Consider the following 13543-nt stretch of genomic DNA (forward strand, 5'->3'; position numbering starts at 1 on the left):
ATAACACGGGCCGTAAATTAGGGCAACTTATAGAGAGCTTCTCCATTGGGTGATTGCTCTTCTAATAAGGAGATTCTGAACCCTATAAAGTCTCATTTCTCTTGTTCGCTCTAGCAGAATATTATTTGTATTTTGCAATTTGAGAATAAAAAAAGCGTCTATCATTTCCCTGACAAAATGACAAACGCATGGTGAGAGACCACTTCTCACAAATTAATTATACCATAATAACTGGAGTTATGTAAGTAGATAGTACTAAATATTGGTAAAAAATTTTTATAATCTATTTTAACCTTTCCATTAGGTGATTCGAATCTTACTAGTCTGCTACTTTTCATTCAAAAATATGATAAAATAGACCTAAGATAGATAGAGGAGGTGGCCCCATGCCATTTGTACGAATTGATTTATTTGAAGGACGCACATTGGAACAAAAGAAAGCTTTGGCCAAGGAAGTAACCGAAGCTGTTGTTCGGAATACAGGTGCTCCCCAATCCGCCGTTCACGTCATCATCAATGATATGCCTGAAGGAACTTACTTCCCTCAAGGTGAGATGAGAACTAAATAAATGAAAGAGAGTGGGACAGAAATCGGTAATTCGTTAGAATTCGATTTCGTCGTCCCACCTCCGCACAGTTGAGTAGGGCTGTAAAAGCTGATGAAATCAGCGTAGTAGAGCCCACTCAACCACTGCGTCTTGCTCGACAATCCAAAGACAATTAAGAGGCTAGGACTTTTGTCCCAGCCTCTTTTGTTTAAGAAACTTGGTATTTCTTTTGAATCTGCCATAGACGCAGCTGGTAACAAATACCACTAACGACAATGCTAGAAATTAAGCCAATCCAGTAAGCATACGGACCTAGGTTGGTGACATGGTCTAAAAAGATCCCCAATGGAATAGAGACACACCAGTAGCTAAAAACTCCGAGCAAGAAGGGAACGGTAGTATCCTTGTAACCGCGTAGAATCCCTTGAATCGGTGCTGCGACCGTATCCGCTATTTGGAAAAGTAGGCTATAGGTCATGAAAATAGCTGTCTGGTGGATAAATTCCGGCTCAGTGCCATAGAGCCCTGCTACTTGATAGCGATAAAGATAGAGGAAGCTAAGGGTAAAGAAGGCAAACCCAAAGGCTGTCCATCGTCCAATCCGGCAATATTGACGTACAACATCGGGACGCCCAGCCCCAATCTCGTAGGACACAATAATAGCCATTGTATTGGAGATGCTAGCTGGAAAAGCGTACATGAGAGTTGAAAAATTCATGGCCGACTGGTGACTGGCAATGGTCATAGATGGGAATTTAGCCATGAGCAAGCCCACTAAAGAGAAGATGATGACTTCTGCAAACACAATCCCCCCAATCGGTAAGCCCAGGCGAATCGTCTCTTTCATCTCTTTGAAATTGATAGGTTGAATCTTCCAAAGTTGGTAGATAGCTACTTTAGGGTGTTTAAAAAGGATCAAAAAAGCAATGATGAGGAGGACCCAGTAAGCCAAAGATGTCCCTAGTCCCGCTCCTGCTCCTCCTAGCTCAGGAAGACCAAAAGCTCCATAAATCAACATGTAGTTAAAACTAGCATTTAAAGGTAATAAGAGCAACATAAGGTACATAGACAAGCGAGTGAGACCTAAAGTATCCAGCAAGGAACGGACCACACTAAAGAGTAAGAGAGGCAAAATTCCTAGAGAGAGAAAGGCTAAGTAATGGGTTGCAATCCCCTCTACGACACTTTCTAAACCAATTTTACTTAAGACAATCGGTGCAATCAGCAAGACAAAAGCGATCAAGAGGACAGCCATCATGAAAGAGAGATAGATAAATTGATAAAAATCAGAAGCGATTCTTTTTTTATTCCCCTGCCCTAAGTGATGACCAATAATGGGCGTTAAAGCAGATACAATCCCGGTTAAAAAGGTAAAGAAGGGATTCCAAAGACTGGTGGCGGTTGACACGCCAGCTAAGTCCAAGGTATTGTATTGTCCTGTCATGGCTGTATCGACAAAACTAGCAGAATAGTTGGCTAGTTGATAGACCAGGAGAGGGATAAATAGACTGATAAACAAACGCAAGCGTTCTTTAAAATGATGGGTTAGATACATGGATGATACTCTCTTCCTGTCAAGTTGAAATTTTCTCTTACCAATCTACTATATGTCACCTTAAATGTCAAAAAAATTAAAAGAGAGTGGGACAGAAATCGGTAATTCGTTAGAATTCGATTTCGTCGTCCCACCTCCGCACAGTTGAGTAGGGCTGTAAAAGCTGATGAAATCAGCGTAGTAGAGCCCACTCAACCACTGCGTCTTGCTCGATAATCCAAAGACAATTGAGAGGCTAGGACTTTTGTCCCAGCCTCTATTTATACTATTTTTTGTTACGGTTCAAGATGGCGTTCAGAATGATTGCCAAGACGCTGGCAACGACAATTCCATTTGCAAAGAACATTTTAAATGCACTTGGAAGGCCGTTAAAGAGAGTACTATTGTTCAAACCGACTCCTGCTGCTATCGATACAGCCGCGATGAGGAAATTGTGCTCATTGTGTTCAAAATCGACACGAGCCAGAATCTGCATCCCCTGAATAGATACAAAACCAAACATAACCAGCATGGCTCCACCAAGTACTGGACTTGGAATGATTTGTGCCAAAGCTCCAAACTTAGGAAGGAGACCAAGGAGAACGAGGAAACCAGCTGCATAGTAGATTGGAAGACGAGTCTTGATACCAGACAATTTCACCAAGCCTACGTTTTGTGAGAATCCAGTGTAAGGGAAGGTATTGAAGATACCACCGAGAAGTACGGCCAACCCTTCAGCGCGGTAGCCATTACGGAGGCGCGTGCTATCAATTGGATCTTTTGTAATATCCGAAAGTGCAAGATAAACACCAGTCGATTCCACCATTGAAACAGTTGCGATGATACACATCATAACGATTGAGGTGATTTCAAACTTAGGAGCTCCAAAGAAGAACGGTGTTGGAACATGAAGAATAGGGGCCTGATCCACGGGCGTGAAGTCCACCAAGCCCATAGAAGCTGCAATAGCTGTCCCAACGATCAACCCAATCAAAATAGAGATGGATTTGATAAAGCCTGTCGTATAGATATTAACCACGAGAATGATGAGAATGGTAATCACGGCCAAAAACAAACTTTGAACCGTTGGTTCTGCTGCATTGTTTCCCATGTTCCCAATCGCAACTGGAATCAAGGTCAAACCGATTGTGGTAATGACAGATCCTGTAACAATAGATGGGAAGAGGTTGGCAATTTTAGAGAAGAAACCTGAGACCAGAACGACGTAAATCCCTGAAACAATCAAGGCACCAAACATAGCGCCACTACCATGGCTAGCCCCAATCATGCTAAGAGGCGCCACGGACTGGAAGGCCACCCCGAGAACGACCGGAAGACCAATCCCGAAATATTTGTTTAACTGCAATTGCAGGAAGGTGGCTACCCCACACATAAAGATATCTGTAGAAATCAGATAGGTTAGTTGGTGGGCATTATAGCCCAAAGCGCCCGCAATCATAATCGGTACTAAAATAGAACCCGAATACATGGCCAATAGGTGCTGCAAGCCTAGAATGGCTGCCTGTGAATGGTTTTCTTGCTTTTGCATTAGATGTCTGCCTCCTTGAATACAACTTGACCATTTTCAAAACGGTCCAAACGAGCTAGGGATACAACTGGGTAGCCGAGTTTTTCTAGCAGTCCACGGCCTTCTTGGAAGGATTTTTCAATGACGATGCCAACTGCTTCTACACGTGCCCCAGCTTGTTCGATAATCTGGATCAAGCCTTTAGCTGCTTGGCCATTTGCTAGAAAGTCATCGATGATCAAGATGCGATCATCTGGTGATAAAAACTTGCCAGCAATGGAAACGGTACTGGTCACTTGCTTGGTAAAGGAATAGACTTCTGCTGTCAAAATCCCTTCATTCATCGTAATATTCTTTGCTTTTTTAGCGAAGATCATAGGAAGTTCTAAAGCTTCTGCGACATAGAGGGCAGGAGCGATTCCGGAAGCTTCAATGGTGACAACTTTAGTCAGTCCAGCATCTTTAAAGCGATTCGCAAATGCCTTCCCAATCTCTTTCATCAGCTGGTAATCCACTTGGTGGGTCAAGAAGGAATCAACCTTAAGGATATTCTCTCCCAAGACATTTCCGTCTTTTAAAATACGTTCTTCTAATAATTTCATGTTTTCTCCTAAACACTTTGGAACAAAAATAGAGACTTACCAAGTAAGCCTCTAGTGAATACAGGAGTCCCTGTATCAATCATAGACTTACTTATTGTTAGGTGTTCCGGCACCTTGTAGAGACCTTGCGCCAATCCGCAAGATAAATAAGTAATTGTAGTTTTAATGAGAGTCACCATTCCAGATTGAATTCTTTACGATGACATAATCGACATGCTTCAGATCAGCAACCTTTCGGCCTCCAGCATAGGAAATAGAACTTTGCAAGTCTTGCTCCATCTCTGTCAAGGTATCTTGCAGATGACCTTTGGCTGGAAGAAGGATTTTCTTACCTTCAACATTTTTATAGGCCCCTTTTTGGTACTCGGAAGCAGATCCATAATACTCTTTAAAGGATTCCCCGTCGACTTCAACGGTTTTACCTGGGCTTTCAATGTGACCTGCAAAGAGAGAACCGATCATGACCATGCTAGCACCAAAACGAATGGATTTCGCAATATCTCCATGGGTCCGAATGCCACCATCTGCAATAATCGGCTTGCGAGCTGCTTTTGAACACCAACGAAGGGCTGCTAACTGCCAACCGCCAGTACCAAAGCCAGTCTTCACTTTAGTGATGCAGACCTTACCAGGACCAATCCCGACCTTAGTCGCATCTGCTCCAGCGTTTTCCAACTCACGAACAGCTTCTGGAGTTCCGACATTTCCTGCGATGACAAAGGTATCTGGTAATTCCTTTTTGATATGCTGGATCATTTGGATGACACTATCTGAGTGACCGTGAGCGATGTCGATGGTGATGTATTCTGGTGCATCGTCCTTGAGTTGAGTCACAAAATCGTACTCATATTCTTTTACTCCAACTGAGATAGAAGCGATTAATCCCTGATCGTGCATACGTTTGATAAAGGGAATGCGTCCATCTTCGTCAAAGCGGTGCATAATGTAAAAATACCCCCCCTTAGCCAGTTGCTCAGCTACGTCCTCATCTAGGATGGTCTGCATGTTAGCAGGTACGACTGGCAACTTGAAAGTGTGCTTACCAAACTGAACGGTGGTGTCAGCTTCTGCACGACTTTTGATAATGCACTTGTTAGGGATTAATTGAATATCTTCGTAATCAAAGATTGGAAATTCGTTTAACATACGGATTGAAATCTCGTTTCTAAATTTTAAATCGTGATGGTTCATCACTACGCCTTCCGACGTTTCCATTCAAGATTATAACAAAGATACGGATTCGATTCAATTAGAATGCTGATTATCTAAATAATGTTCGGAAATTACTAGATGATTGTTTAGAAGAGTTTCTATATATGAGTTATTTATGAACAAACGCCAATCCAATTGATGATTTCTTTACTGACAAGATTGGGGACGGCTGTATAAAAATCGTGACCGAGATCCTTTAAGAGTATCTTCTTGATAGAGGGATCTAATGCCTCAAGTGCTTCAGCTCTCCAAGTGGGTTCTTCCTTGTATTTAGGACCAATGAATAAGGCCTTGGTATCTGTGAGAGGAACTTGAAAAGATCGGAGGTTCCGTCTGAGTCTCAGCAAGGAAAGAACAGCTTGTGAATCTAGATCCAGTTCATAATGATGGAGATCAGAATTCCAACGATAACTGGCTTGGATGGCTTTTATAGTCGCTGGCGAAGCATTGTCAGTATCTCCAAGTTCACTCGCAACCGCTTCTTCTAGATATGAAAAGACCTGTTACTTCAGATAGGTAAGTGTCTCCTCAATTTCCTGCTCCAGTGGTAAGATCTGATCCATGTCAAGATAGCCACCGTCAAGAAGGACCAGGTGTGTCATTTGTGGCATATTGGATGCTAGGTACCGAGCCAAATCTCCACCAAACGAATGGGCAATGATACAAGTTTTTTCATTAGTATCCGCATAGGCTTCAAACCAATCTACTAAATCTTTTGAAGATTCCAGGTTTATCTTATAGGGGTCTAGATACGTGATGGGAAATGGAAAACAGTGAGCAAATTCGGTCATATGATTCTCGTTACTTCCAAGTCCTCCGATAAAGTAAAACCTCATCCTTTCACCTCTATTTCCTTGATGATTCTGGCCGGATTACCTGCTAAGACTACATTATCCCCAAAGGATTTTGTCACCACAGCTCCTGCTCCGACGACGACATTATCGCCTAGGGTAACACCTGGAAGAATGATGGCTCCTCCACCTGCCCAGAAGTTATCTCCAATCGTTATTGGAGCACCATATTCTTTTCCTGCATTTCGTTCGTGTGGATCCAGGGGATGAAGAGGAGTGAGAAATTGACAATTGGGACCGATCATGGCGTTCTTCCCAATCCTAATCGGGCAGACATCTAGCATGGTTAGGTTCCAGTTGGCATAAAAGTTCTCTCCCAAGTGGATATTCACCCCATAATCACAAGCCAAAAAAGGGTGTAGGGAAAGATTTTCCCCAGTGGACCCGAACCAACTTTTTATGATTTGGCTTCGTTTCACGCCATCTGCTTCTTGGTTAAAGGCAAATTGCTTGGTCCGAGCTTCTTGCGCCAACCTCCTCAATTCTGGATCCATGGGACTGTAGAACTCACCAGCAATCATCTTTTCATATTCAGTTTTCATAGTCATCTCCCGTCTAATAGTAAAAAACCACTCATAGTGAGTGGGCTTGTTTATCTCTTAATGGTACATCAGGTAACCATCGAAGAGCTCAAATATTTTTCCTATCGCTCGGAAAACAAGAGCCGCAACAAGGGCAACCAGCAAGAAGTAAGCTACAGCAAAAATCACACTAATGATCATCATGACACACTCCTTTTTAATGTACTTTTTCCACCCTCTATTATACTCCGGGCCTATTTTAGTTTCAAGGAAAACGTTATCAAAAATTGATTTGTTTTCAATTTGTAATTTACAAAAATTTTCAGACTGTTCAAAAATAACAGAAAGCAGGATTCTTACTCAGATATCGTTTTAAGTCTATCCTCCTGCTTTTGCTATTATTGAAAATGAAAGAAGTCATGATAGTTCTGTCAGAAAATATCATGAAAGGAAAGCTATTTTTCTTCTTTATCGGTCTTGTCTTTGTCCTCTTCTTTTTCAGCGGCACCATTGTTGACGGCCGACTTGAATTCAGAGAACATTTTTCCAAGTGAGTGTCCTAACTCTGGCAAACGCTTTGGTCCAAAGATTAAGAGTGCTCCCAGGATAATGATAATTAGGCCTGGTGCACCGATATCACGTAAAATTCCCATATTTATCTCCTTTTTTGTATGCGGTTATAGATGATGCGACTGATGCCCAAGCTCACTTCATAGAGCAAGATAAGAGGCACAGTCATTGCTAGATCACTGATAAAATCAGCAGGGGTCAGGATGACTGCTAGTAACAGCAATAGAAAGTAGGCTATTCGGCGATAGCGCCTTAACCAATCTGGCGTTAAGATATGAATCGAGGTCAAAAAGGCTACAAGGACCGGCAATTCAAACAAGACACCCAGAGGAACGGTCGTATGAAAGACGAAGGTCAAGTAGTTCTGTGCCGTTAACTGAATGGTAAACTGACCTTGTCCCAACTTCAAGAGTACCTCTAAGATAGCTGGACTAACCAGATAATAGCCGAAGAATAAGCCTAGTAAGAAACAAATCAAACTAGCTGGCACATAGAGCAGAATAGCTCCTGCTTCTCCTTTTCTCAAGGCTGGCTTTACAAATTGCCAGACTTGAAAGAGGGTGAAGGGCAGGGTGATGGTAAAAGCCATTAAACCTGCCAATTGCAGGTAGATGCTTAAAATATCATTAGGTCCGAGGACCAAGAGTTTTTCCCGAAAGCCAGCCGTCAAGTAGGCATAAAGCTGATCAGAAAACAAGAAGGCTCCACAAAAGACAAGGAAAAAACAAAGGATGCAAGCGATGAAGCGCCGTCTAAACTCGCTTAAATGCTCTACAATCGTGAGCCTTCTATCTTCATTTTTCATGCTGCTTCACCGTCACAATCAGAATTATAAAGATAAACAGCATCTGACAAGCTACCACTTCCCAGCTCGGGTAGATCCCTGCCCAATCAATGGTTGGGAAATTACTCAAGAAATGGTTGGGAAGCATATTGGTTAATTGGAGCGCGTGTAGGCTCACCCCTAGCATCTTAAAGGCCAGAGCATAGATCATCCAAGTCAAGAGGAAGAAAATTTTATGAGACTTGACCAAATGACTTGCCTTAGTCATAAGAATAGCAAGAATGGCTAAAACTGCAAGAGCTAAGCCGATCCCTAGAAAGAAATCAAAGGAGCGAATACGAGGGAGAATCCCTACATAGAAAAGGATAGTCTCAGCCCCCTCACGGAAGACAGCTAAGAAACTGAGGGCAAACATAGAAATGAAACTTCCAGTTGCTGTCACAGCCTTCATCTGACTTTCCATGAATTGGTTCCATTTTTTAACGGAGGACTTGCGATGTAGCCAAATCCCAATGACAATCATCATGCCTACTGCGATAATTCCTACCGCTCCCTCGATCACCTCGCGGTTTGAAGCCGAGGTCACAGCTGGGAATAAGAATTGAAGAGCTACTGCAATGGCTGCACTGGCCAGGATACCTAGAAGAGCACCTGCATAAACCCATTTCAAGCCTTTGATCAATTTAGCAGATTTGAGAACTGTCACCAAAGCCATGACAATCAAGAGCGCTTCGACACCCTCGCGTAAGAGGATCAACATAGCGTCAACCGCCGAATAAGAGGCGGTGGTATCAATAGCAGACAGATCACTAATCAGAGCTTCCAGTTGTTTTTGGTACTTGCTTTCCTTCCCCTTGACCATAATAACTGGACTTTGACTTTCTACTCGGGTATAGAGAGCTGGATTGGTCGTGCTGACATCGCCTTCGATCGTTGGCCAGATGGTAATGAACTCCTTCATGACTTGACTAGCTTGGCTAGTGTCATTGGCTTGAAAGAGGCTCAGAGCTTTCTTTAGGAGCTTGATCCCGTCTGAAAGAGTCAGATTGGAGCTTGTTTCCTCAATCTTTTGCCCACTGATAAATTGATCCAGTACATTCTTTAAGTCGTTGTACGAAGATTGGATGGAGTCAAAGTTTGTAGGCTCCGTTTCGATCGCACTTCTCAAGAAGGAGATAGCTGTTTCTACTTTTCCATAGTAAGCTGTACTATGATCTCTGACAACCGCTTCATTCCGAGTCCAGGTATTGTTTAAATCGGCATAAGCCTTTCGTGTCGCTTGGAGATCCTTTGCTGTGATCGCCTCTTGTAGCTTCTCAAAGTAAGGCTTCAAGCGAGTTTCTAGCTTCTCTTTTTCAGCATCCAGATCGACTGGATTTTGTTCTTTTTCAAAGGCTAGCAAGGAAGTGGAGACAGTCACCAATTGCTTTTCTGTGATCTCACCTTCCAAGTCCAGACTTTTCTGGACTTCTTTTCCTGCCTTGGAATCATGATTGGCTTTCTTAAGAAATTCTTCATTTATCTCTGCGACAAGAGTGTGAGCCTTTTCTTGGTCCTTATCCCGAACTGCTGTCGTTGCATCTGTGATTTTGATAAAGAGATCACTATAAGACTCAGCTTGGACAGGGGTGACGATGAAAAAGAGACAGGCTACTAGGACGACTAACAATTTATTCAAATAAGTCTTGACCAATGTATCCTCCTTCCTTCACACCTCCGAAACAGGCAAAGAGGCCACTGCCAATATGAGTCACATATTCATTCATCTTATCATCTGCCCCAAGATTGGTTTGGATTTTCACAAAGCGGTCTGGATCCTTTTGAAAGGCAATAAAAAGCAATCCTGCATCAAACTGCCCCGTTTTCGGATCAATCCCATCAGAGTAAGAATAAGAGCGTCGCAAAATTGGCAGATCCACTTCTTTGGCCAAACGGACATGTGAGTCAACTGGTAAGAGGGAGAGGTCCACTTCGTCAAACTCGTTTTGCTTTCCAAATGGTGCGCCACTTTCTTTATAGCGTCCAAAGGTATTTTCTTGCTCCTTCAGGTTGGTCCGGTCCCAAGTCTCTAAGTGCATAATAATCCGACGGACAGCCATATAAGAGCCGTTATTCATCCAGTCTTGACTATCAGCCCAAACTACCTTATTAAAATCTTTCTCTGTCGTGACATTGGCAGTTCCATCCTTGAAGCCGAAGAGGTTCCTTGGAGTTTCCATGCGATCCCCAATAGCAGCAAATCCTGATTGGCTCCACTTCATGGTCACCTTGTTCCGTCCTTTACGGATCAGATTGCGGACAGCATGAAAGGCTACCTGCTCATCATCTGCACATGCTTGGATGACAATATCACCACCCGTATACTGCTCTCTCAACTGTTCCTTAGGAAAAGCTGGCAGATCCCGAAAGAGTTTAGGACGTTTCTTCTCAAGGCCTAGTTTGGTCAAAAAGCTAGCCGAAACACCAAAGGTTAGGGTGAGGCGGTAAGGATTTAGTCCGACTGTTTCTCCTGTATCACTTGGAGGCAAGAGAGCGTTGGATCCATCTTTTTTGACCAGTTCCCCATTGACTAATTTCTGGCTATAATCTGTCCAGTCTTTAAACAACTGAATCAATTCGTTTTTATCTGTCGTCCGGAGATCGAGCACCACAAAATAAATATTCTTCTGCATGGGGGTGGTAATTCCAGCCTGATGCTTGCCGTAAAAACTAATTTCTTCTTGACCGTCAGCGATTTTTTTGGAACCTTGCTCCTTATTAGCGAAAAAAGCAGAAGCACCGGATAGACCAAGTGCTAAGCCTGCTCCCCCAATACCTGCTTTTTTCAGAAATTCGCGACGATCCATCTTCTTTTCAAAAAATTTTTCGTCTTTTGTCATTGTTATTTACCGTTTAAAATGATTCCCATTTGAGAGAGTGGTTCTCCCAATTTCGTAACTGCTTCTGCTAGTTCTTTGGTATCTTCTTCTGTTAGATCTGTATATGATTTATAATTGGAATCATCAGTCATATGTTTGTCTAACAAGTCATTCACCGCCTTGAATTCTGTTTCAAGGGTTTTCACTAGTTTGGCATCCTTCTTCTCAATGAGAGGTTTGAAGAGAGCAAAGATCTTCTCAGCCCCTTCGATATTGGCACGGAAGTCATAGAGATCTGTATGAGAGAAAATTTCTTCTTCCCCAGTGATCTTTTGTGTCGCCACTTCATTTAAGAGGTCAACCGCACCTGTCAACATCAAATCTGGCGTCACTTCTACTGTCGCAATCTTAGCTTTCAACTCTTTGATATCATTTACCAATTGCTCTGCATATTTTTCAGTGCCTTCGGTTGTATTTTGTTCCCAGAGGATGCGTTCGATACGGTGGAAGCCTGACCATCCTTCTTCTGATTTGTTTTCATCGACATAGTCAACCAAACGGAAGTCAATCTTGACATCAGACTCCCCAAAGCTTTCAGCGATTGGTTCAGAGCGTTCATAAGACATCCGAATCAAAGGATAGACCTTCTTAGCTTCTTCTAAATCACCACTTTTTAGGACTCTTTGAAATTCCTCTGTATCTTTTAACAACTGATCGATTTGTCCTTGCACAAACTCCTTGTATTCACTTGTCGCCTGGTCCAAGGCTTTTTGGTCCTCTTTTGACAATTTCACTGTCGAAGAGGAACTATTTGTAGTTGTGTTTTTTGAAGATGTATTGGCACAGCCTGCTAATAAAGCGACTGATAAGAGTGTTACTGCAAGTTTTTTCATGAGAATTTCTCCTGGATTCGTTTTTTACGTGGTCTATTATAGCAAAGATTTTCTCATTTTTCAACAATTGTCAGAAAACTTTAATAAAATGAATTAAAGAAGTAATTCTTTCACTCGACCGATATCTGTCTCTTTTACTACGAGGTAGATGCTATCTCCTAGATAGAGGCGGGTACTACCATGCACCGTACTGTTTTTCCCATTATGCTGATGAGTTGTGATCAGGAGGTCTCTTGGTAGGTCTAAATCTCGAACCTGACGGCCTGCTAGTTTCTCTGATACTGGAATTTCGATCAGGGTCAAGACATCTGAACCATTCGTCACCTCAGGCATCAATTGCTCCAGCATGGCTTCATAGACAGGGGCCCCTTTTAGCAGATCCATGGTGATGTAAGCTGTCAAAGTCACCAAGCCGATTGGCATCAAGGTTCGAATATCTCCTACCATTTCCGTTACTAAAATCATGGCTGTCAAGGGCGCTTTAGAAATGGCACTAAAATAACCACTCATACCCAAAATGACAAACAAGGGGAGTTGATTAGAATGTATGAGACCAAACTTCAATAAAACAGCCGCAACCAAGGCTCCTAAAACAGAGCCTAGAGCTAGAATCGGAAGAAAGATGCCACCAGGAAGACCACTACCGTAACTAATCATACTCCAGATAAACCGTATCCCAAAATAGAAGATCAGCGTTTGGATACTAAGAGGCACATGGGCTAAGTTCAAAACCAACTGATTGCCACCACCTAATAAGTGAGGGAAATAATAACCAATCGGTAGGATCAAAAGAAAAGCAAAGAGTGAAAAATAGGGGGCAGATACTTTGAACCAGCTACCAAGCTTTTGATAAAGCCGACCAATATTTAAAACAGCAACTTCATAGAAATAACCAGTTAGGCCCAGAAAAATTCCCATCACTAAGAAAATCCAATAACTGGATAAATCGATATGTGGGATGTGGTCTGGCATGTTTAAAACAGGTGTTTGACCGAAAATATTGAGGGAGACAAAGTTTGCGACCAAACTCGCAGCCAAGGTCGATACCCAGAAGACACGAGAAAAATGATGGTAGACTTCTTCTACTACAAAGAGTAGACCAGCGATCGGTGCATTGAAGGCTGCTGCCAAACCTGCTGCGGCACCGCTGGCAATCAAGGCTCTTTCTTCTACTGGACTAAGCGCAAGTTTCTTAGCTAGCCCCTTTCCTCCCATGGCGCCAAGTTGGATACTGGGGCCTTCACGACCCAACATCAAACCACTTGCAATTGCTAAAATCCCTAAAATGTACTTCTGCCAAAGCGTAGCCCACCAGTCTATCTGAAGCAGTCCTTTTAATTCTGCTTCTACTTGAGGAATACCAGATCCTTTAACGTTTTTGTTATTTTTGATGAGCTGGCTAGCTAGCAAAATAATAAAAAGATACATCAAAAGGATGATGACCCAATTGATCGGACTTCTTCCTAGATCCTTATATAATCCCTGGACAACATGGAATAGATGCTCAATAAAAAATCGAAAACTCGAGACAATCGCGCCGACTACGAGCCCTACTAAGACACCTCTGCTAACCTGAGATAAAATAGATCTTGAGGTCGATTGAAATTCTCTTTGGATTTGCTGACTTTGTTTCATAAATTCT

The 13543-nt window shown here is 42.6% G+C and carries 14 protein-coding genes and 1 riboswitch; of the genes, 1 reads left to right on the forward strand and 13 read right to left on the reverse strand.

The genetic code is table 11. The annotated features are described in order from the left end of the window. Window positions 1-386 precede the first annotated feature (386 nt). Window positions 387-569: a 4-oxalocrotonate tautomerase gene (locus tag N596_RS02475; RefSeq protein WP_001117401.1), complete on the forward strand. Its 183-nt coding sequence runs from the start codon at window positions 387-389 to the stop codon at window positions 567-569. A gap of 187 nt (window positions 570-756) precedes the next feature. Here the strand turns inward: N596_RS02475 and N596_RS02480 are convergent, their stop codons facing one another. From N596_RS02480 to N596_RS02535, 13 genes are all read right to left on the reverse strand, one after another. Next, on the reverse strand, window positions 757-2103 hold the full coding sequence (locus N596_RS02480; RefSeq protein ID WP_023026826.1) for an MATE family efflux transporter: 1347 nt from the start codon (window positions 2101-2103) through the stop codon (window positions 757-759). A 265-nt stretch (window positions 2104-2368) separates the two neighbouring features. Further along, on the reverse strand, window positions 2369-3631 hold the full coding sequence (locus tag N596_RS02485) for a nucleobase:cation symporter-2 family protein (RefSeq protein ID WP_023026827.1): 1263 nt from the start codon (window positions 3629-3631) through the stop codon (window positions 2369-2371). After that, complete coding sequence (locus N596_RS02490; protein ID WP_023026828.1) at window positions 3631-4212, reverse strand: xanthine phosphoribosyltransferase; 582 nt, start codon at window positions 4210-4212, stop codon at window positions 3631-3633. The genes N596_RS02485 and N596_RS02490 overlap by 1 nt, the downstream gene beginning before the upstream one ends. 74 nt (window positions 4213-4286) lie before the next feature. Further along, window positions 4287-4382: riboswitch (purine riboswitch) on the reverse strand. Next, window positions 4375-5358, reverse strand: a complete 984-nt coding sequence (guaC, locus tag N596_RS02495; RefSeq protein WP_023026829.1) for a GMP reductase — start codon at window positions 5356-5358, stop codon at window positions 4375-4377. (Overlaps the previous riboswitch by 8 nt.) 569 nt (window positions 5359-5927) lie before the next feature. Next, entirely contained in the window at window positions 5928-6260 is a 333-nt protein-coding gene (locus N596_RS10310) for an alpha/beta fold hydrolase (protein ID WP_258025871.1), read from the reverse strand. Then, a complete protein-coding gene (locus tag N596_RS02505) occupies window positions 6257-6817 on the reverse strand; it encodes a sugar O-acetyltransferase (protein ID WP_023026830.1) in 561 nt (186 codons plus the stop codon). Before N596_RS02505 ends, N596_RS10310 begins: the two co-directional genes overlap by 4 nt. 57 nt (window positions 6818-6874) lie before the next feature. Next, window positions 6875-7000, reverse strand: a complete 126-nt coding sequence (locus N596_RS10315) for a hypothetical protein (RefSeq protein ID WP_023023285.1) — start codon at window positions 6998-7000, stop codon at window positions 6875-6877. A gap of 251 nt (window positions 7001-7251) precedes the next feature. Further along, window positions 7252-7449 (reverse strand): twin-arginine translocase TatA/TatE family subunit, encoded by a 198-nt coding sequence (locus tag N596_RS02510; protein WP_023026831.1) that lies wholly within the window; start codon window positions 7447-7449, stop codon window positions 7252-7254. 2 nt (window positions 7450-7451) lie between these two features. Further along, window positions 7452-8171 carry a twin-arginine translocase subunit TatC gene (tatC, locus tag N596_RS02515; RefSeq protein WP_023026832.1) on the reverse strand — a complete coding sequence of 240 codons (720 nt, stop codon included), beginning with the start codon at window positions 8169-8171 and terminating at the stop codon, window positions 7452-7454. Beyond that, complete coding sequence (locus N596_RS02520; RefSeq protein ID WP_023026833.1) at window positions 8161-9843, reverse strand: FTR1 family protein; 1683 nt, start codon at window positions 9841-9843, stop codon at window positions 8161-8163. The genes tatC and N596_RS02520 overlap by 11 nt, the downstream gene beginning before the upstream one ends. Next, window positions 9821-11029, reverse strand: a complete 1209-nt coding sequence (gene efeB / locus N596_RS02525) for an iron uptake transporter deferrochelatase/peroxidase subunit (RefSeq protein WP_023026834.1) — start codon at window positions 11027-11029, stop codon at window positions 9821-9823. The genes N596_RS02520 and efeB overlap by 23 nt, the downstream gene beginning before the upstream one ends. A 2-nt stretch (window positions 11030-11031) precedes the next feature. Further along, entirely contained in the window at window positions 11032-11901 is an 870-nt protein-coding gene (efeO, locus tag N596_RS02530; protein ID WP_023026835.1) for an iron uptake system protein EfeO, read from the reverse strand. A gap of 93 nt (window positions 11902-11994) precedes the next feature. After that, the gene (locus tag N596_RS02535) at window positions 11995-13536 is read right to left on the reverse strand and encodes a ClC family H(+)/Cl(-) exchange transporter (protein ID WP_023026837.1); all 1542 of its coding nucleotides are present in this window, start codon (window positions 13534-13536) and stop codon (window positions 11995-11997) included. Window positions 13537-13543 lie beyond the last annotated feature (7 nt).

It is taken from the genome of Streptococcus ilei, assembly GCF_000479335.1.
GTDB classification, from domain to species: Bacteria; Bacillota; Bacilli; order Lactobacillales; family Streptococcaceae; genus Streptococcus; species Streptococcus ilei.